The following is a 19,982-nucleotide window of genomic DNA, read 5'->3' as shown; positions in this document are numbered from 1 at the left end:
AAAACCGCCGAAACCATCAAAGCAAATAAAATAAAGACTCGGAAAGAACTCAACTTATATTATGTCCCGCCGCTTTTGAACTTTCAGCGTCCAGGTCTCAAAAATATTTTGATATAAGTTGCGATGGTCCTGAACTTTAATCTGCTCCAGCATCTGCAAAAAGGTGATCTGAATAAAATCATCGTCTTTGCCATAATTCCAGATGGGGGTTCCATGCATTTCTCAAACATTTCCGGAAAGCGCGAGGAAGGCAGTTCTATCTTCGCCACGCCGTCGGAATTGGAAATAAGGGGCGGCAACTGATGGTACATTTTAAAATCGAAAAGCGCAAACAGCGCGTGCAGCGCCAAAACTGCCGTTCCCGGATCGTTGATGCCCGGGCTTAGGGCTTTCACAGCGATCTCAGACAGTTGGCGAAAACCATAATCTGCGTTTTTATCGATGGGTTGACCGGTATAAAAGTCCGCGCAGTCGGCGATCTGTTTTGTTATATCGGCGTCGATCTTTTCTTTTCCGTACACTTTAATGCAAGGCGTGCCCTTTAAAATAAAATGCCCCTGCGGAAATAGAAAACTGATTTTAATGTCGTATTTGTTTGTCAGCTCCAACAAGCGGCTTTGATTGATGCCCTGAAAATAGTCCGAATTTTGCGCCGTAATAATTGTGGAAGGAAAGTTCAGCCAATACGGTTCCGTCTCATTCACTTCTCTGTAACGAGCCTTCATGGTGCGGAAAGTTTGCTTACGAACGCGGTCGATCACCGTTTCATATTTTACGGTTTGCGTAACGTAATCCAGGAAATAAATGAAAAGGAAAATATCGATCACCGTTAATAAAATCAGCAGATAAATACTCAACGCCGGTACGTAAATGCCGCTGGAAATATCGCGAATCGTGCTCAGTAAAAAGAGTGCATAAACGATAGTTCCGATATAAATGCCCAGAATAACCTGCTGGAAGCGGTTTTCGATCATGCTGTTCAGCACGCGGTTGCTCATTTGCGAGGCGGCCTGATTCAACACGATCATCACCATTGAGAAACTGAAAACCGTTAGCGAAATAATTGCACCTGCAACGGTGGAAATAATCGTTCTGGCGGTGCTCGCATCTTTCAGACTGAGCCAGCTCAGACCGGATTTTATTTCCTTGCCGTACGTGGAAAAATCGAAGAGCAGCATGCCCCAGGACAAAAGCAAAAAGCCCACGGCGATTATGGCGGGATAGAAGGCGATGCTTTCGATGGTCTTGTTGTAATAAATACGGAAGGCTTTGCTGAGATTCATGGGCGGAATTTTATCTTAAATTGGGATAATCGTCTTTCGTGTTTAAAATATCGATGGGAAAGGGTTTGGTAGGATCGTACCATTTAATTTCCTGGATATCGGACGGTAAGGAGAAGCCTTTTTCAACCAAAACTTCCTTCACTTTCATAATCACTTCGCTCTTCATTTGGAGGACGCCTTTTTTGTAATCCATCGTATTTGCCCAAAAATAGGTGCGAAGATTCACGGTGCTCGTCGCCAGTTCTTCGACAACGGTAAAAGGTTTTTTCTCTAAAATTACCGTAGCAATGGGTTCGATGGTCCTACAGATTACAGAAATCGCTTCGGTAATATCGTCTTCATACGCAATTCCTACCACAAAATCCAGACGGATTTGGCCGTCCCGCGTAAAGTTGATGAGCGGTTCCTTCACCACGATGGAATTCGGCAGAAACACATCTTTTTCGTCAAAAGTCTTAATATGCGTGGTGCGGAAATTCAAGGCTTTTACATGCCCAGTAAATTCGCGGATCTGAATGGTATCATCTAAACTGAAAGGCCGGTTAAAGGCCAATATTAGGCCGCCCAAAAAATTCTCCGCAATATCTTTGAATGCGAAACCAAAAATAAAAGCAGAAAGTCCGGCGCCTGCCAGTAAACCCTGCGCGATGCCGCTTAAACCCATGGCCTGCATGGCCAGGATAATTCCGACAATAATGAGAACGCCTTTAGTCGTTTTACTTAAAAAGCGAACGAACAACGGATCATGATCGGCATTTACGAATCGTTTTCGGATGGTGGCCGAAATGTACGCGGCGATAAAATAGCTCGCGATTAAGATCGTCAGCGCAAAACCGATCCGCGGCAGCGACTGCACAAAAATATTCCAGTAGTTGATGAGCGCCTCGTGTACGCCGGTGACAAGACTTAAAGGGGTGTCGTCCATTTTTAAAGTTTAAGAGGGAGAGAGACAAATTTACTGCTTATTTTTCTTCATGAAATCGGTGATTTCTACAAAACGCTCGCTCCAGGGCCAAAAATACTGTAACACCATAGGAATATGACTTTTATTGATCATAACAGGCTGAACATCGGGCTGAAATTCGTGTAGTTTCGTGAGGAAATGTTCATTTGCTGTTTTGATGGAGGAATAAGTTTTCGTACCGACATAAATTAGAAACGGCGGCGAACTGCGGTCCAGAAAATAAATAGGAGAGGCCTCGCGCCATTTTTCAGGGTCGTTGCTCCACGTCGCAAGATAATCGTCTTCCGTCATGGGCGGATTTTTTTCCAGATAATCTTTCATATCAATTCCCGCGGCATCGTTAAGGATAATTCCGGAAACGGAATTTTCATCAATCCCGAATTTAGGATTTAAAACCGCGCTGGCAACCAATTGTCCGCCCGCGGAATGTCCCGTCACGAAAAGGTTTTTCGGGTCGCCGTGATATTTTTTGATATTTTTTTGAACCCACTTTACGGCGGTGGCGATCTCGTTTGTCATCTGCTCCACGTCGGATTCCGGACTTAAAGTATAGGAAGGAATTACGGTGACGACGTCTTTTTTCGCGAAATTACGCCCGATAAAACCATATGTATTTTTATTGCCCGAGTTCCAGTTTCCACCGTGAACGAATATCAAAACCGGAAGTTCTTTCTTTTCGGAATGGTTCGGAACAAAAATATTGAGTTTAAGATTGGTGTCGTCTGCAGATCTGCTATAAACCACATCTTTATGTTTAACTGACTGACAGTTCAGAAAAAATAAAAAGCCGAAGATGAGATAAATAATTTTGCGCATGCCTAAAAATACGCGATTTCAGCGAATAAAGTTTTACTCACTGCGGGTTTAGTTGCAATGCGCAATATTTCGTTCCAAATCTTTTCCTACTTTTGTCCTTCCCCCAAAAAATATTTCCTTTGATTCCCAAAATACTGATTATCGACGACGAACTCAAACTTTTGAAACTTCTCGGAATGATTATTTCCAATGAAGGCTACGAAGTTTTCCAGGCGTCCACCGCACGTTCCGGCATGAATATGTTGAGTACGCACAAAATCGATCTGGTTTTATGTGATGTTCGTTTACCGGATGCTTTCGGCGTCGATTTGGTGAAAGAAATTAAAACCAAATATCCGCATATCGAAATTATTTTGATGACGGCTTATGGAAATATTCCCGATGGCGTTCAAGCCATGCGAAACGGCGCTTATGATTATATTGTGAAGGGCGACGACAACGAGAAAATTATTCCGTTGGTTTCCAAAGCCTTAGAAAAGGTAAAGGATAATCTTAAAAATATTCAGCAGGAAAAATCTTCAAAAAAAAACGATTTCTCCACTATCATCGGAAAATCCCAAAGTTTTCTCTATTCCAAAATGCTTGCAGAAAAAGTTTCCAGGACCGAAACCGCCGTACTTTTAACCGGAGAAACTGGAACGGGAAAAGAAGTTTTTGCCAATGCAATCCATCAGGAAAGTTCCCGTAATAAAGGAAATTTCATGGCGATCAACTGTTCCGCTTTTGGAAAAGATGTCTTGGAAAGTGAATTGTTCGGCCATAAAAAAGGCGCATTTACGGGTGCGGTTTCCGATAAAAAAGGGTTGATCGAAGAAGCCCAAAATGGAACTTTATTTTTAGATGAGATTGGCGAAATGCCTTTGGAATTACAGTCGAAAATGTTGCGCGTTCTGGAAAGCGGAGAATTCATCAAAATGGGCGACACGAAAATTTCCCGTTCAAATTTCCGTTTGATCGCAGCGACGAATCGCGATTTAAAGGAAGAAAGCCGACTCGGAAATTTCCGGGAAGATCTTTATTTCCGTTTGAATGTTTTTGAAATTCATTTGCCGACTTTGCGCGAGCGAAAAGAAGATATTCGGGAACTGGCGAAATTTTACGTTGATCAGTTTTCGATTAAGATGAATCTAAAAAACGTTCTCATTAATGAAGATTTCTATAAAAAATTAGAAAATAATTCCTGGAAAGGAAATATTCGTGAACTTAAAAACACCCTAGAAAGATGTCTGATTTTAATGGAAAACAATGAACTTTCCGCCACAAATTTACCCGATTCTGAAAGTGGAAATTCGTTCGCCATGTCTTCCGTAGAAAAGGATCACATCCTGAAAGTTCTAAATTACACCAAAGGCAATAAGGCCGAAGCAGCACGACTGCTCGATATCGGTATTGCTACATTATACAGGAAACTGGAGGAATACCAAATGAAATAATCTTTTTTGTTTTTGTCATTCTGAACGAAACAAGGTGAAGTGAAGAATCTTTTTTTGAGATTCTTCGTTCCTCAGCATGACAAAATTTATATCAAATAGTAAATCAATTATTTAATTTTGTTTTTGTCATTCTGAACGAAACAAGGTGAAGTGAAGAATCTTCTTTTCATTTCGAGAGATGCTTCGTTCCTCAGCATGACAAGAATAGTTTATAATAGTACGAATCCAATCTAAAATTGAAAAATGATGAATCAAAAACATCTTTGTTTTTGCTAAGTGGAACGCCTTTGAGCCCTTAATTAAACGACGATGACTGCAGCATAAAAGAAAATCTTTGCGTTTTTGCGTTAAAAAACCCCACATACCAATCTTCTCAATTTGAGAATCAAGCCTATCATTTTGATAGGCTTTTTTAGTTTTAAAAAGTCCCGAAATATGTATAAAGATTTACTAATCAGTTACTTATATAATTGAGGAATTGTTTTTGGCATTAAGCAATCAAATCCTTAATAATTAAAACAATGTACAACTGGAGATTGAAATATTACAGAAGATTGAAATCCTGGCATTTACTCGCCGCCTTCTTCGGTCTTATATTTTTTATCGGCATCACTTACAGAATCTTTAATCCTTAAAAATATAAAACAATGTTAACCCTTATTTTACTCGCGCTCGGAATCGGAATTTTCTTCCTCCTTGCCAAATCCATTCACTTTTTTGATCAAATTTAAACCTATGTGGACCTTATTTATCCTTTCTCTCGCGGCATTTGGCTACATCTGCTACGTCTTAATTAAACCGGAAAAATTTTAAACTTTTAAAAATGAATATAGAATTACTGGGACTCGTCCTTATGTTCGTTGTCACGCTGCTTTTGGCAATTCCGCTCGGGAAATATATTGCGAAAGTGTACGGACACGAAAAAACTTTTTTGGATGTCATTTTTGATCCAATTGAAAAATTCTTCTTCCGAATTTCTGGCATCGATCCGTTGAAAGGCTGGAACTGGAAACAAAATATGATGGCTTTGGTGGCGATCAATTTCGTTTGGTTTTTACTCGGAATGTTTATTTTAATGAACCAGAATTGGTTGCCTTTGAATCCGGACAATAATCCTGGAATGAGCGCTGATCTGGCTTTTAATACGACCATTTCTTTCATCGTCAACTGTAATTTACAGCATTATTCCGGGGAAAGTGGTTTGAGTTATTTCGGACAATTGTATTTGATGTTTTTACAGTTCGTTTCCGCAGCAACAGGAATGGCTGCAGTGGCGCACGTTTTTGTGGCTTTCAAAGAAAAAACGACTGAAAATTTAGGAAACTTTTTCGTCTTCTTTATCAAATCGATCACAAGAATTTTAATTCCGATCTCTGTCATTGTAGGAACAATTTTACTTTTTAATGGAAGTCCAATGACTTTTAACGGAAAAGATGCGGTAACCAATTTAGAAGGGCAAAATATCGACGTTTCTACCGGTCCGGTTGCGGCTTTTGTGGCGATCAAACATTTGGGCACAAATGGTGGTGGATTTTTCGGAACCAATTCGGCGCATCCTTTTGAAAACCCGACTTATATCAGCAATTTCACCGAAATGGTCGCACAAATGTTGATTCCTTTCGCCTTGGTTTTCGCTTTTGGATATTTTATTAAAAGAAGAAAACTAAGTTGGACCATTTTTGCCGTCATGTCGATCGGGTTTTTATCCTTAATGGCGATGAATGTTGCTTTTGAAAACGCTGGAAATCCTGCGCTACAGGAAATGGGCGCCAATATTTCTCTCGGAAATATGGAAGGGAAAGAAATTCGTTTTGGTTCATCTGCTTCGGCGTATTGGAGCGTTGCGACGACCGTCATTTCGACAGGTTCTGTGAATTCCATGCACGACAGTTATATGCCGCTATCCGGAATGAACATGTTGCTCGCGATGATGATCAACTGTTTCTACGGTGGAGTCGGGGTCGGAATTTTAAATTACCTCGTCTTTATTATTCTGGCGGTATTCATTTCCGGTTTAATGGTGGGAAGAACGCCGGAATTTTTAGGCAAAAAGATTGAAGCCAAAGAAATGAAAATTGCCATGGTGATCGCGCTTTTGCATCCGCTTTTAATTTTGGCAGGAACGGCTTTAACGGCTTATCAACCACAATTTGGAACAGCAACTTTAAATAATCCTTCCTTTCACGGTTTTAGTGAAATGTTGTACGAATTTACTTCAGCCTCCGCGAATAACGGCTCCGGTTTCGAAGGTTTAGGCGACAACACACCGTGGTGGAATATCGCGACAGGAATCGCGTTGGCTCTGTCCAGATTTCTTCCCATCATTGGACCGGTTGCGATCACAGGATTGTTGGCTCAGAAAAAATACATCCCGGAAAGCGCAGGAACTTTAAAAACAGATACGCCGACTTTTGGTTTAATGACTCTGGGCGTCATCTTACTCATCGCAGCACTCGCTTTCTTCCCGGCTTTAACTTTAGGACCGATCGCAGAATATTTGACTTCGATCACCAAATAATTTTTGATAAATTTAAGATGAATACAAAAAATACACAAAGTCTTTTTCAAAGAGATTTAGTAAATGAAGCCCTGAAACAGGCTTTAATCAAACTGGATCCACGCGTGATGATCAAAAATCCGATCATGTTTTTAGTGGAAGTTGGAACGGTCGTGATGCTCGTAGTTTCCACCTGGACTTTAATGGGCGAAAAAAGTCAGGGAAGTTTTGGCTACAATTTCACCATATTTATTACGCTCTTCCTCACCGTTTTATTTGCGAATTTTGCTGAAGCCATCGCAGAAGCACGCGGAAAAGCACAAGCCGATACGTTAAGAAAAACCAGACAAGAAACGCCGGCAAAATTAATTCTGGAAAACAAACGCGGCTTCGAGGTGGAAACCGTTCAGAAAATGTCAGCGCAAATGCAGTTGGGAGATATTTTTCTTTGTGTTGCAGGCGATCAAATCCCGATGGATGGCGAAATTATCGAAGGTTTAGCGACGATTGATGAAAGCGCGATCACGGGTGAAAGTGCACCGGTTATTCGGGAAGCAGGTGGAGATAGATCCTCTGTGACCGGCGGAACAAAAGTTCTTTCCGACCGAATTAAAGTGAAAGTAAACACCAAACCCGGCGACAGTTTTCTTGATAAAATGATTGCTTTAGTAGAGGGAGCAAGCCGCCAAAAAACACCCAACGAAATTGCATTGACGATCTTATTGGCTGGATTTACTTTGGTTTTCATCATCGTAACCGTGACTTTAAAACCTTTCGCCGATTATTCTCAAACGCCAATTACGATCGCTGCTTTTATTTCCCTTTTCGTGTGTTTGATCCCAACCACAATTGGTGGATTACTTTCCGCCATCGGAATTGCAGGAATGGACCGAGCTTTGCGTGCAAACGTGATCACCAAATCCGGGAAAGCTGTGGAAACTGCGGGAGATATTGATGTTTTACTTTTAGATAAAACAGGAACAATTACCATCGGAAATAGAAAAGCCACCGAATTTTATCCGGCAACCGGAATTTCTATGGAAGAATTTATTAAATCTGCCGCGCTAAGTTCGATCGCGGATGAAACGCCGGAAGGAAAATCAATTCTGGAACTCGCCAATTTACCTGAAGAAAATCTAATTGTAGAAAATGCAACTTTTATTGAATTCACCGCGGAAACAAGAAGTTCCGGAGTCGATTTTAACGGAACGGAAATTCGAAAAGGCGCTTTTGATTCCATTAAACAAATGACCGAAAAAGCCGGAAATGTTTTTCCAAACGAAACGGAAGAATCGGTGAAAATGATCTCCAGTAATGGTGGAACTCCCTTGGTTGTATTGAAAAACGGATTGGTAATGGGCGTTATCGAACTTCAGGATATCATTAAAACCGGAATGAACGAACGCTTCCAAAGACTAAGAAAAATGGGTGTGAAAACGGTAATGGTGACCGGAGATAATCCTTTAACCGCCAAATTTATCGCTGAAAAAGCCGGAGTGGATGATTTCATCGCCGAAGCAAAACCGGAAGATAAAATGAATTACATCAAACGCGAACAGGAAAGCGGAAAACTCGTCGCGATGATGGGCGATGGAACGAACGACGCGCCGGCTTTGGCACAGGCAGATGTCGGTGTTGCGATGAACAGCGGAACTCAGGCTGCAAAAGAAGCCGGAAATATGGTCGATCTGGACAATGATCCGACCAAATTAATTGAGATCGTTGAGATCGGAAAACAACTTTTAATGACGCGCGGAACTTTAACCACATTCTCTATTGCCAATGACGTTGCGAAATATTTTGCCCTTATTCCGGCGCTGTTCATTACGTTTATTCCGGCGTTGCAGTTCTTAAATATCATGAATCTGCACAGTCCGCAAAGCGCGATTTTATCAGCCGTCATTTTCAACGCGGTCATCATTCCGTTTCTCATTCCGCTTGCTTTAAAAGGCGTTGAATACAAACCGATCGGTGCGAGTGCATTATTGCGCAGAAACCTTTTGATCTACGGACTGGGCGGAATTATCGTGCCATTTATCGGCATCAAACTGATCGATCTTTTGGTGACTTTATTTATGTAAAATTTTTTTGGGCAGCTTTTTCCGCCTTCCATTCCCGCTTTTTTGCTCCTCGTGCCTCGTCACAAAAAGAGCTCCATTCAAGTCGGGCTGCAACAATTGCTTCTTTCAAAACTTAGTTTTCAATAAAAAAATCAGTCAGTTAATCAACTTTTAATTTTTAAAAAAATGAAAAAATATATCAGACCAGCCATCGTCTTAACTTTTGGAATGGTCGCAGTCATCGGAGTTTTCACACTATTTGTTTTCGGGATCGCAAAAATAACGCCTGAAAGAGGTTTAGGCGAACAGATCACCATCAATGGAAAAAAACAATACGCCACTATCGGTCAGCAATTTACGCTTCCGCAATATTTTCACGGCAGACCTTCTGCGGTTGATTACAATGCTGCCGGAAGTGGCGGAAGCAATAAAGGACCGAACAATCCGGAATATTTAGCGGATGTTCAAAAAAGAATCGACACGCTTTTAATGCAAAATCCAACCATGACCGAAATGAAAATCCCGGTAGATCTCATTACCTCAAGTGGAAGTGGATTGGATCCGAATATTTCAGTTCCAGCCGCCGAGTTTCAAATCGACCGCGTTGCAAAAGCCAGAAATATTTCCAAAGAAAAAGTGAAAGAATTGATCGCGCAAAACGCTTCAGACGAGAATATCGTTTTCTTTGCGCCTCAAAAAGTAAATGTGTTGAAACTGAACGCAGCTTTAGAAAATCTTAAATAAATAAGGAGAGAAAAGAAAAAAGATAATAGACTTTCAATGAATTTGGTAATTCAGGGAATTATTTAATCAGAGATTTCAAAAATTGAATCTTATTTAAAAGTTCGCATTAAAATCTAATATCGCACATCTCACATCTCACATCTAAAAAAACAATGAAAAAATTAATTATATCAGCCTCTTTAATGGCTTTCGGAATTTTTAATGCGCAGGAAACACCAGAAACCGACGCGCCAAAAGTTTCTTTTTCCGCTTACGCCGAAATCTTTTATTCCTACGATTTCAACCAACCCGAGAATCACATTCGTCAACCGTTTTTATACACGTACAACCGTCATAATGAATTTAATTTGAATTTAGGATTGGTAAAAGCAAATTATTCAAGCGAAAATATACGTGCGAATCTGGCTTTAATGGCGGGAACTTACGCGCAGGATAATCTTTCCGCAGAACAGGATGCGCTAAAACTCATCAACGAAGCCAACATCGGTTTCAAAATTTCGAAAACTAAAAACATCTGGATCGATGCGGGAATTATGCCTTCGCACATCGGGTGGGAAAGTGCGATCGGAAAAGACAACATGACTTTGACCCGAAGTATCGCGGCAGAAAATTCGCCTTATTTTGAAACTGGTGCGAAGATTTCCTACACTTCAGATAACGGAAAATTATTTTTAAGCGGTTTGGTTTTAAACGGTTGGCAAAGAATTGCGCGTGTCGAAGGAAATCAAACTTTGGCTTTTGGACATCAGATCACCTACAAATTTTCCGACAATTTCAGTTTGAACAGCAGTTCTTTTATCGGAAACGATAAACCTACTGATGATAAAAAGATGCGTTATTTTCACGATTTATACGCTAACTTTAATCTCGGAGAAAAATGGTCCGCAATTGCCGGTTTCGACGCTGGAGCCGAACAAAACGCAAAAGGAAGTGAGAAATATAATTTGTGGTATTCTCCCAATTTATTGTTGAGCTATGCGGTTAATGCTCAAACAAAAATCGGGGGAAGAGTAGAGTACTACAATGATGAAAAAGGCGTGATCATCGGAACTTCAACACCAAATGGCTTTCAAACTTTTGGGTATTCTTTGAATGTGGATCATGAAATTCATAAAAATATTTTATGGCGAACCGAAGCGAGAGGATTTTCTTCAAAAGATGCGATCTTTATGAAAGATAATATGCCGGAAAGCACCAATTTCTTTATTACTACAAGTCTTTCTGCCTGGTTTTGAAATTTTAAACCACAAAGGCACAAAGATAAAATTGAATAAAAGTAAATCTGCATAAAATAGAACACAAAGTTTTAAATCTATAGATTTTCAGTTTTGTAAGCTTCGACTTCCAATTTCTAACAATCATCTTTTGTGAATTTGTGGTTAAAAAAAATCTTCAATTCTTAAAAAATTAATTTCAAAAAAAATGTCTTCAGCCGAACATTTCCTCGAACTCATTCAGAAATCCAAACGCGGAAAATTCAAGATTTACATTGGAATGAGCGCCGGTGTGGGAAAAACCTACCGAATGTTGCAGGAAGCGCATTCTTTGTTGAAACATGGAATTGATATTAAGATCGGCTACATCGAACCGCATCTTCGCGCAGAAACGATTGCGTTGGTAGAAGGTATTCCCGCGATTCCACGAAAATCGATTTTTTACAAAGGAAAATATTTAGAAGAAATGGATGTCCGAGCCATCATTAATGATCATCCGGAAATTGTGATCGTGGATGAATTAGCGCACACTAATGTAGAAGGAAGCGCGAACAAAAAAAGATGGCAGGATGTCCTGGAAATTCTCGAGGCCGGAATCAACGTCATTAGTGCCGTAAATATTCAGCACATTGAAAGTCTGAATGAAAGCGTTAAAAATATCATCGGAATTGAAGTCGCAGAAAGGGTTCCGGATAAAATTTTGGCGCTTGCCGATGAGGTGGTCAACATCGATCTAACGGCCGATGAACTCATTTCCCGTTTGAAGGAAGGCAAAATTTATCCTGCAGATAAAATTCAAAATTCCCTCAATAATTTTTTTAAGAGCGATCATATTCTTCAGTTGCGCGAACTGGCTTTAAAGGAAGTCGCAACCCATGTGGAGAAAAAAGTGGAAACCGAAGTCACGAAATCGGTGAATACGCGACCTGAAAAATTTCTCGCCTGCATCAGCAGCAACGAAAAAACCGCAAAAGCCGTGATTCGTAAAACCGCGCGTTTGGCGAGTTATTACAACAGCAGATGGACGGTTTTATATGTGCAAATTCCGAAAGAAAATCCGGATAAAATTGCGTTGGATAAACAGCGGTTCCTCATCAATAACCTGAATTTCGCGCAGGAAATGGGCGCTCAAGTGGTGAAAAAGAATGGAAATTCTATTTCCGAGGCGATTCTTGAATACGTTCAGGAAAACAAAATAACGACCGTTTGCATCGGGAAACCGCATCTTAATTTTTTTCAGCAGTTTTTCCGACTCAACTGGTTTCATAACTTTGTCAATGAGATGATGAACGAAAAGGTCGATATCATTATACTGTCTTAAATTTGCAGCTGAAATTTTTAAAAATGTATCAAAATTATTTTTCTGATTTAATTTCTTTTCCATGAAAATTAAAACCAAACTTACGCTCGGTGTCGGGCTTTTATTTCTGATGATCGTCCTGCTTTCCGTCGTAAGTGCCATCAATATTTACAAACAAAAATCAGATACCGAAAAAATTCTGATCGCCAATTATAATTCTTTGGAATATTCTAAAAATATGATGTTGTCTTTGGATAAAATTTCCGAGGACAGCACTCAAACTGAGATCTTTAAAAATAATTTGATTTTAGAAGGTAAAAATTTAACGGAAATAGGAGAAGAAGATGCCTATCAAAGTTTAAGAACGCATTTTCAAAATTTTGAGCAGACCCCGAATTCTGAAACGGAAAAACTCATCCGAAATGATCTTGTAGAATTGATGCGTTTGAACATGAGTGCGATCGTGCAAAAAAGTGATACCGCGATTGCGACCTCTCAATCTGCGACAACCTGGGTGATTTCTTTGGGAAGTGTTTGTTTTTTAATTGCGTTTACTTTGCTTTTTAATTTGCCTGGAAATATTGCACGTCCGATTCGCGAACTCACGGAAAGTATCAAACAGATCGCAAATAAAAATTACCATGAACGCATTCATTTTAAAGGAAGCGCAGAATTTGAAGATCTCGCAAATTCCTTCAATTCGATGGCGAAAAAACTCGAAGAATATCAAAACAGCAGTTTGTCCAAAAACCTGATGAATAAAAAGCGCGTAGAAATGCTCATCGCCAATATGCACGATCCGGTGATCGGTTTGGATGAAAATAATCACATCAACTTTATCAATGAAGAAGCCCTGAAAATATCGGGTTTGGTTCGCGAAGATCTGGCCGGGAAAACTGCCTCCGAAATCGCCGTAAATAATGACCTGTTGCGGGAATTACTGCGAAACGCCTCGTTGGAAGAAAAATCCGAAGCGCCGATGAAAATTTTTGCCGATCAGAAAGAAAGTTATTTTGAACCGGAAATCATTCCGATCAGCATTATTCCCACCGGAGAAACAATGAAAAAAGACGCCGGCAAAGTGATTTTACTCAGAAATATTACCGCTTACAAAGAACTCGACTTTGCGAAAACGAATTTCATCGCTACGGTCTCGCACGAATTGAAAACGCCGATTTCCTCCATGAAAATGGGAACGCAACTGCTCAAAAGTGAAAAGTTCGGCACGCTGAATGAACAGCAAAAAGAACTCTTAAAAAGCATCGACGAAGACGGCGACCGGTTACTGAACATCACGGGAGAATTGCTGAATTTATCGCAGGCAGAAAGCGGAAATATCCGCCTGAATATTCAGGATTGTAATGTTTCAGATTTGGTTAAAAAAGCGGTTTCTAATAATCAGATTGTTGCAGAAAATAAGGAAATTCAACTCGAAACAGAAATTAAAACAGAAGAAAATTCGATCGTCAAAGCTGATTTTGACAAAACGGTTTGGGTGCTCAATAATTTCCTAACCAACGCGATTAAACATTCCGAAGTTGGAAAAAAGATCATCATTAAAACTGAAAATGTTTCCGATAAAATTAAATTTTCCGTGCAGGATTTTGGAAAAGGTATCGATTCAAAATATCATTCCAAAGTTTTCGACCGATATTTTCAGGTTCCCGAAGATTTCCAGAATGGAACCGGTTTAGGCTTGGCCATCAGCAAAAATTTTATTGAAAAACAGGGCGGCGAAATTGGCGTTGACAGTTCGGTGAATGAAGGAAGCATTTTTTGGGTGATTTTGTAATTTAAGAACACAAATTAAAACCGCCTAAAAAAATAGATTGGAAAGATCAATTACGAAAAAAGCTGCAATAAACTGCAGCTTTTAATTCGTAAGAAAGAATGCTTAGTGTTCCTCGTTTCCATCAACACCATGGGCGTGACCGTGATCCAACTCTTCTTCAGTTGCAGGTCGGGTGGATTCTACTTCCAGGTCGAAATGCAAAGTTTTCCCCGCCATTGGATGATTCAAATCGGCCACAACGGCTTCCGGCGTAACTTCCAAAACAATCGCGTTTAAATGATTTCCTTCCGGGTCCTGCAACGGTAAAATGGCACCAACCGGCGGAATTCCGGATTCCTCGAACATTGCCAAAGGCAAATCTGTTTTGGCATTGTCGTCTTTGTCGCCATATCCTTCTTCCGGAACAATGGTAAACGATTTTTTATCGCCTGCAACCATTCCCTGAAGGTGTTCTTCAAATTTTGGCAACATCATTCCTACACCGTATAAAAAAGTGAAAGGATTTTCAGCATCTGTTTTTTCGATGAAGGTTTTTTCACCGTTTTCTTCAATGGCGTGCAGCGTGTACTGTAAAGCTACAACGTGATTTTTGTCTATTGTCATGAGATAAATGTTAGTAAGGATCTTTATCCTTTTATTAAAATGGTAGGATTTAACGGCTGACTTTTCGGTTAAACCTTGTCGGGTGCAAAGGTAAGAATTTAGATTTACAGTTCGTTTTTAAAGCATTAACGTCGCAAAATATTTTAGTTTTTCGAGGAAAATCAGCGGTTTAAGGACATTTAATTATTCTGTATTTTTAACTAAATGTGAACGTTGATTATCAGCCAAATTATGTGTTTTTTAAAAGGACAAAGGTTTAGTCTTTTTTCAATACAATCTTGGAATCTCCTGTCAAACGCAAAATGCCTTCTGATAAATTTTCGGGGTGATCTGAAAAACCTTTCAGTTTGGCAGACTTTCCTTTGATTACAAGATCCAAGATCTGTTTTTCTGTCAGTTTCTTTTCGAAGACCTGAAACGGCACTTTAAAACCACAACCTTTAAAATTCGTACAGCCAACGGCCGTTTTTCCTTTCATTAGTTTATTTTCCCTGCATTTCGGACATTGCGTTTCTTCCCAGATGATTGTCGTGATCTTCCGTGGTGTGGGCTCTTTTTTTCTTTCGTCTGAATTTCTTCCTCAAAAAAAATTGCTTTCGCTTTTTCGTTGATGACTTTCCGCGTTAAATCTGTTACCATCGTAATAAGTTCCTCTTTAAATTGCGCAGCATCGTATTCGCCACGCTCAATTTTTCGCAGTTTAAATTCCCATTCTCCCGTTAATTCGGGACTTTTCAACAACTCATCCTGAATGGTATCGATGAGCTGAACACCGGTGGAAGTTGCTAAAATATTTTTTTTCTTGCGCTCAATGTAATTTCTCTTAAAAAGTGTTTCGATAATATTGGCGCGGGTAGAGGGTCTTCCGATGCCGTTATTTTTCATCATTTCGCGCAGTTCTTCGTCATCAACCTGCTTACCTGCAGTTTCCATGGCGCGAAGCAAAGTTGCTTCTGTATACGCTTTGGGCGGACTTGTTTTCCCCTGATGAATAACGGGTTTATGCGGACCTTTTTCGCCAACTTTAAATTCTGGAATCGTCTGCTCGTCCTCCTTATGCTTTTTTTCGGGTTCTTCTTTATTGTCTTTTACATACACTTCGCGCCAGCCTAGTTCCAAAATCTGTCGGCCGGTTGTTTTAAACGGAATTGTGCCCACCTGACCTTCCACCAACGTATTTGAAATTTTACATTCGGGGTAAAAAACAGCAATAAAACGTTTCGCCACCAGATCGTAGATTAATTTTTCTTCGCGACTTAAACTTGCCGACGGCGCGATTTCTGTCGGAATGATGGCGTGGTGGTCGGTTACTTTGGCATCATCAAAAACCGTTTTGGATTTGGGAATGGTTTGAGCGAGAAGTGGCGTCGTTAAGTCGCTGTAAAAATTCATGCTTTGTAAAATTCCGGGGATTTTCGGATGGAGACTTTCCGACAGGTAAGTTGTATCAACTCTTGGATAAGTGGTATGTTTTTTCTCGTAGAGACTTTGAATATATTTTAAAGTATTTTCCGCGGAATAACCGAATTTCCTGTTGGCTTCAACCTGCAATGCCGTCAAATCGAACAATCTTGGGTTTTTCTCTTTTCCTTCTTTAATTTCAAAAGAGAGGATCTCGAAAATGTTTTGCTTTAAATAGTGCAGACCTTTCTCCGCTTTTTCTTTTGTTTTTAAACGGTCGATCGCGGCCGTGAAAAGAACGTCGCGGTATTTGGTTTTGAGCTCCCAATATTCTTCCGTGGAAAAAGCCTCGATTTCCTTTTGCCGCTGAACGATCATGGCTAAAGTCGGCGTTTGAACACGACCTATCGAAAGCACGGTTTTATTGCCGCCAAATTTTTTTGTAAAAAGCCGCGTCGCGTTGATGCCTAAAAGCCAGTCGCCGATGGCGCGCGCATTTCCCGCCAGATAAAGATTTTGATAATCTTCTGCAGGTTTTAAATTATTGAAACCTTCTTTGATGGCTTCCTCCGTCAGTGACGAGATCCACAGCCTCTTCACGGGTTTTTTGCATTTTGCTTTCTGCAAAACCCACCGTTGAATGAGTTCGCCTTCCTGGCCCGCATCACCACAATTGATCACTTCATTGCAATCTGTAACCAATTTCTCAATGGTTTTAAACTGTTTTTCAACACCCGCATTCGAAATCAGTTTAATGCCGAAAGGCTCTGGAATAATCGGCAGATTAAATAACGCCCAGGATTTTAAATGGGGTTCGTAATCATGCGGTTCTTTCAGGGTGCAGAAATGACCAAAAGTCCAGGTTACCCAATAACCATTGCCTTCAAAATATCCCTGTTTTGACATGTTTGCGCCCAAAACTTTGGCAATATCCCGCGCAACACTAGGTTTTTCTGCAATACATAATTTCATGGTTCAGCTTCATTTTTCGACGTGCTGCAAATTTGGGTAAATTTATCTAAACTGAACCTTTAAATGAGGGCAAAAATCTTTTGTTCTTATAAATCATCCTGGAAAATTTTAAGAATAGAACTTAACCGATTTCAATGCAGATGAACCGACGTTTCTCAAAAATTAAATCAAAATTCGGTGGTATCGATGAAATCTCATTTGTTCAAATGCGTGTTGAAGTGAACGTAATTTTAGTAATTCTCTTCTTCCAACAAAAAACGCTCCCGATAAACGGAAGCGTTTGTGTTTTTAGCCTTGATTTAGAGATTCAAAAACAATTTCGGATTCACCGGCGTATTGTTCTTGTGAACTTCATAGTGAAGATGAGGTCCGGTTGATCGCCCGGAATTTCCCGATTTCGCGAGCACCTGATTCACTTCAATGATTTGGTTGGTTTTCACCAATATTTCAGAAAGATGTCCGTAAAGTGTGGCCAAACCGTTGCCGTGCGAAACAATAACGCAGTTTCCGTAGCCGCCTTTCTGGCCGGCAAAAATCACTGTTCCTTTTGCCGCACATCGAACATCCGTGCCATAAGCAACGGCAATGTCTAATCCTTTATGAAACTGAATTTGATCGGGTTCCGCCGGCGTATTGTTTTTTTCTGCAGGTTTATCTGTGTCGGTCAGTAAAGTTCTTTTCACTACATTGCCCAAACTGTCTTTTTCCTCTGTGTATTTTGGTGCAGCTTTCACTTCAGTTTTCGGACTTCCTACCGACGCCAGCAAAACATTTCGAAATGGGATCGGATTTTTGCGTTTTCCAAAATTCGAAGAAATATAGCCATCCGTTGGAATACCGAGTGGAACCTGCTGAAGTTTATTTTGCAGATCCACCAAATACTGGCTGTAGCGGTTGCTTTGTTTCGCCAGGTAAACGGCGTTCGAAATACTGTCCTGCGCAAGCATCTCAATCTTGCCATCGGTTATATTTTTCGACGCGAGGAACGAGTTCAGTTCGCGCACGGTGTGATCCACCAAAGCCAGGTCGTTGCGCATCTCCAAATAATCAATGCTGTCTTTTTTGGTGTTAATCTGTACGAGATTCACCTCGTAATTCTTGTTTTCCTTCTCCGAGAAAAGCTTTCCTATAAACAGCGCCTGCCCGAAAATAACGGTCAGTAAAGCTCCCAGTATTATATTAATGTTTTTTTTATGGCTTAGAAGATTTTTCATTCCTAAATTTTGAGTTCAAGTGTTAAATTTTGAGTCTGCAAAAATAAATAAATTTTTCAAATGACAGCAAGATCATTACTTTACGAAAAATTAAACGGCATGTGGCTGTTAAAAATTATTTTTAAAGGTGTTAAGTTTTTCACAAAAATTTCGGGAAGTACATTTCGTCACCGGATTCACTTTTTAGACATGCCGACTTTTGTATCTTTGTCCTTCAAGTAAAAAACTATGGATAAAAAAGATCACACGCACCATCCTGTTGTTGGGGTGCTCGGAAGCGGAAGTTTTGCAACAGCCATCGTAAAGATGTTAACCGAAAACTGCAAAGTAGTTCACTGGTGCGTGCGCAATGAGTTTGTGAAGGGCGCCATCGAGCTTCGCCATCATAATCCCACTTATCTTACCGCCGTTCAGTTCGATATTAAAAAACTGAAAATGACCACCGACATTAACGAGTTTGTTTCGCAGTGTGATATTGTCGTTCTTGCCACGCCCTCCATTTATTTATCCGACAGTTTAGATAAAATGACGTGCGATTATGCGGGGAAACTTTTCGTCTCGGCCATCAAAGGAATTGTACCGAAAGTGAACGATGTGGTGGCCAATTATTTACATCACGAATTCCAGATTGAATTTAAAAATCAGGCTGTCATTGCCGGTCCGTGTCATGCCGAAGAGGTCGCAATGGAAAGACTTTCTTACCTTACCATTGCATCGGTAGCCGAAAATCAGAAAATTCTGCACGAGCTGTTTTCCTCCCATTTTATTAAAGTGAACTGCAGCCGCGATGTTATGGGCAACGAATACAGTGCGATCCTCAAAAACATTTACGCTATCGGCGCCGGAATCGCCAGCGGCTTGGGGTATGGCGATAACTTTACGGCGGTTTTTGTTACAAACGCCATCCGCGAAATGGAGGTATTTTTGGAAGCCATCCACGAAACACCGCGCGACGTGAACGAAAGCGCTTATCTCGGCGATTTGCTTGTAACGGCGTATTCCCTCTTTTCCCGAAACCGAAATCTGGGCAATTTAATCGGCAAAGGCTACACGGTGAAATCCGCCATTCAGTCGATGAATATGATTGCAGAAGGCTATTATGCCGCAGATTCCATTTATAAAACGTCCCAGGACAACAAAATGGACACGCCGATTATCGATGCCGTTTATCAGATTCTCTACGAAGAAAAAAACGCAGAAAAGGTCTTTCAGAAACTGACGACGGTTTTAAATTAATTTTTTGGGCGCATCCGGCACTTGGTCGCTCCGGGCAAAACCTCCTGCGTCGGTTTTGCCCGCCGCTCCCTCATGCCGGTCGGTCTGCGTGCAGTCGCTTTTTTGGGCGGCGGCTTCGCCGCCGCCCAAAAAGAGCTCCAACAATGCACTCCGCCCTTGCGCGAAAGTTTTTGCAACTAACAAAGAGCGGATTCTTTTTCAAAATTGCAAACTCTGAGTGCCCAAAACCGAAATTGGAAAAACCTTGTCAAGGTTTAGAACCTTGACAATATGCATTCTAAGCGCAATTTGTAAAAAGCTCCAACAACGCACTCCGCCCTTGCGCGAAAGTTTCCGCAACTAACAAAGAGCGGATTCTTTTTCAAAATTGCAAACTCTGAGTGCCCAAAACCGAAATTTGGAAAAACTTTGACAAGATTATATGCAAATTCTCCAAGCTCTCTTTATTTCGAA

Annotated in this window: 17 protein-coding genes; 9 read left to right on the top strand and 8 right to left on the bottom strand. The window is 40.6% G+C overall.

Annotated features, from left to right (window positions below; translation table 11 throughout):
• Positions 1-83: 83 nt before the first annotated feature.
• Genes L0B70_RS01455 through L0B70_RS01445 form a run of 3 tightly spaced genes read right to left on the bottom strand, consistent with a single transcriptional unit; the run spans position 84 to position 3,063 of the window.
• Positions 84-1,283 (bottom strand): DUF2254 domain-containing protein, encoded by a 1,200-nt coding sequence (locus L0B70_RS01455; protein WP_235142551.1) that lies wholly within the window; start codon positions 1,281-1,283, stop codon positions 84-86.
• A 10-nt stretch (positions 1,284-1,293) separates the two neighbouring features.
• A complete protein-coding gene (locus L0B70_RS01450; protein WP_235142550.1) occupies positions 1,294-2,208 on the bottom strand; it encodes a mechanosensitive ion channel family protein in 915 nt (304 codons plus the stop codon).
• A 30-nt stretch (positions 2,209-2,238) separates the two neighbouring features.
• Positions 2,239-3,063 carry an alpha/beta hydrolase gene (locus L0B70_RS01445; protein WP_235142549.1) on the bottom strand — a complete coding sequence of 275 codons (825 nt, stop codon included), beginning with the start codon at positions 3,061-3,063 and terminating at the stop codon, positions 2,239-2,241.
• A 119-nt stretch (positions 3,064-3,182) separates the two neighbouring features.
• Between L0B70_RS01445 and L0B70_RS01440 the strand changes: the two genes are divergently transcribed.
• From L0B70_RS01440 to L0B70_RS01410, 8 genes are all read left to right on the top strand, one after another.
• Positions 3,183-4,496, top strand: coding sequence for a sigma-54 dependent transcriptional regulator (locus L0B70_RS01440; RefSeq protein ID WP_235142548.1), 1,314 nt, complete (start codon positions 3,183-3,185; stop codon positions 4,494-4,496).
• A gap of 735 nt (positions 4,497-5,231) precedes the next feature.
• A complete protein-coding gene (locus tag L0B70_RS13500; protein ID WP_126340520.1) occupies positions 5,232-5,309 on the top strand; it encodes a potassium-transporting ATPase subunit F in 78 nt (25 codons plus the stop codon).
• Between the two features lie 10 nt (positions 5,310-5,319).
• Positions 5,320-7,014, top strand: a complete 1,695-nt coding sequence (gene kdpA / locus L0B70_RS01435; RefSeq protein WP_235142547.1) for a potassium-transporting ATPase subunit KdpA — start codon at positions 5,320-5,322, stop codon at positions 7,012-7,014.
• Between the two features lie 17 nt (positions 7,015-7,031).
• Positions 7,032-9,074 (top strand): potassium-transporting ATPase subunit KdpB, encoded by a 2,043-nt coding sequence (gene kdpB / locus L0B70_RS01430; protein ID WP_235142546.1) that lies wholly within the window; start codon positions 7,032-7,034, stop codon positions 9,072-9,074.
• Between the two features lie 165 nt (positions 9,075-9,239).
• A complete protein-coding gene (locus tag L0B70_RS01425; protein WP_235142545.1) occupies positions 9,240-9,797 on the top strand; it encodes a potassium-transporting ATPase subunit C in 558 nt (185 codons plus the stop codon).
• A gap of 152 nt (positions 9,798-9,949) precedes the next feature.
• Positions 9,950-11,032, top strand: coding sequence for a porin (locus tag L0B70_RS01420; RefSeq protein WP_235142544.1), 1,083 nt, complete (start codon positions 9,950-9,952; stop codon positions 11,030-11,032).
• Positions 11,033-11,219: 187 nt separating this feature from the next.
• On the top strand, positions 11,220-12,332 hold the full coding sequence (locus L0B70_RS01415; RefSeq protein WP_235142543.1) for a sensor protein KdpD: 1,113 nt from the start codon (positions 11,220-11,222) through the stop codon (positions 12,330-12,332).
• A gap of 61 nt (positions 12,333-12,393) precedes the next feature.
• Positions 12,394-14,103, top strand: coding sequence for an ATP-binding protein (locus L0B70_RS01410; RefSeq protein ID WP_235142542.1), 1,710 nt, complete (start codon positions 12,394-12,396; stop codon positions 14,101-14,103).
• Positions 14,104-14,205: 102 nt separating this feature from the next.
• Here L0B70_RS01410 and L0B70_RS01405 read toward each other — a convergent pair whose 3' ends face one another.
• From L0B70_RS01405 to L0B70_RS01390, 4 genes are all read right to left on the bottom strand, one after another.
• Positions 14,206-14,706, bottom strand: a complete 501-nt coding sequence (locus L0B70_RS01405; protein ID WP_235142541.1) for a peptidylprolyl isomerase — start codon at positions 14,704-14,706, stop codon at positions 14,206-14,208.
• A gap of 256 nt (positions 14,707-14,962) precedes the next feature.
• Positions 14,963-15,184, bottom strand: coding sequence for a hypothetical protein (locus L0B70_RS01400; protein ID WP_235142540.1), 222 nt, complete (start codon positions 15,182-15,184; stop codon positions 14,963-14,965).
• Entirely contained in the window at positions 15,184-17,079 is a 1,896-nt protein-coding gene (locus L0B70_RS01395) for a DNA topoisomerase 3 (RefSeq protein WP_235142539.1), read from the bottom strand. The genes L0B70_RS01400 and L0B70_RS01395 overlap by 1 nt, the downstream gene beginning before the upstream one ends.
• A gap of 299 nt (positions 17,080-17,378) precedes the next feature.
• Positions 17,379-18,293 carry a M23 family metallopeptidase gene (locus tag L0B70_RS01390; RefSeq protein ID WP_235142538.1) on the bottom strand — a complete coding sequence of 305 codons (915 nt, stop codon included), beginning with the start codon at positions 18,291-18,293 and terminating at the stop codon, positions 17,379-17,381.
• Between the two features lie 228 nt (positions 18,294-18,521).
• On the opposite strand from L0B70_RS01390, the gene L0B70_RS01385 reads away from it, so the two are divergent.
• Positions 18,522-19,529, top strand: a complete 1,008-nt coding sequence (locus L0B70_RS01385; RefSeq protein ID WP_235142537.1) for an NAD(P)H-dependent glycerol-3-phosphate dehydrogenase — start codon at positions 18,522-18,524, stop codon at positions 19,527-19,529.
• Here L0B70_RS01385 and L0B70_RS01380 read toward each other — a convergent pair.
• Entirely contained in the window at positions 19,521-19,712 is a 192-nt protein-coding gene (locus L0B70_RS01380; protein WP_235142536.1) for a hypothetical protein, read from the bottom strand. The genes L0B70_RS01385 and L0B70_RS01380 overlap by 9 nt on opposite strands.
• Positions 19,713-19,982 lie beyond the last annotated feature (270 nt).

The sequence above is a fragment of the Kaistella sp. 97-N-M2 genome, assembly GCF_021513235.1.
Classification (GTDB): Bacteria; Bacteroidota; Bacteroidia; order Flavobacteriales; family Weeksellaceae; genus Kaistella.
Note: the sequence above shows the minus strand (reverse complement) of the source record. Positions and strands in the feature narration are given on the sequence as shown.

Coding starts and splice junctions, on each gene's coding strand:
- L0B70_RS01400 (WP_235142540.1), bottom strand. CDS start 15,184: ATGAAAGGAAAAACGGCCGTTGGCTGTACGAATTTTAAAGGTTGTGGT.
- kdpB (WP_235142546.1), top strand. CDS start 7,032: ATGAATACAAAAAATACACAAAGTCTTTTTCAAAGAGATTTAGTAAAT.
- L0B70_RS01395 (WP_235142539.1), bottom strand. CDS start 17,079: ATGAAATTATGTATTGCAGAAAAACCTAGTGTTGCGCGGGATATTGCC.
- L0B70_RS01410 (WP_235142542.1), top strand. CDS start 12,394: ATGAAAATTAAAACCAAACTTACGCTCGGTGTCGGGCTTTTATTTCTG.
- L0B70_RS01445 (WP_235142549.1), bottom strand. CDS start 3,063: ATGCGCAAAATTATTTATCTCATCTTCGGCTTTTTATTTTTTCTGAAC.
- L0B70_RS01415 (WP_235142543.1), top strand. CDS start 11,220: ATGTCTTCAGCCGAACATTTCCTCGAACTCATTCAGAAATCCAAACGC.
- L0B70_RS01425 (WP_235142545.1), top strand. CDS start 9,240: ATGAAAAAATATATCAGACCAGCCATCGTCTTAACTTTTGGAATGGTC.
- L0B70_RS01390 (WP_235142538.1), bottom strand. CDS start 18,293: ATGAAAAATCTTCTAAGCCATAAAAAAAACATTAATATAATACTGGGA.
- L0B70_RS01455 (WP_235142551.1), bottom strand. CDS start 1,283: ATGAATCTCAGCAAAGCCTTCCGTATTTATTACAACAAGACCATCGAA.
- kdpA (WP_235142547.1), top strand. CDS start 5,320: ATGAATATAGAATTACTGGGACTCGTCCTTATGTTCGTTGTCACGCTG.
- L0B70_RS13500 (WP_126340520.1), top strand. CDS start 5,232: ATGTGGACCTTATTTATCCTTTCTCTCGCGGCATTTGGCTACATCTGC.
- L0B70_RS01420 (WP_235142544.1), top strand. CDS start 9,950: ATGAAAAAATTAATTATATCAGCCTCTTTAATGGCTTTCGGAATTTTT.
- L0B70_RS01450 (WP_235142550.1), bottom strand. CDS start 2,208: ATGGACGACACCCCTTTAAGTCTTGTCACCGGCGTACACGAGGCGCTC.
- L0B70_RS01385 (WP_235142537.1), top strand. CDS start 18,522: ATGGATAAAAAAGATCACACGCACCATCCTGTTGTTGGGGTGCTCGGA.
- L0B70_RS01405 (WP_235142541.1), bottom strand. CDS start 14,706: ATGACAATAGACAAAAATCACGTTGTAGCTTTACAGTACACGCTGCAC.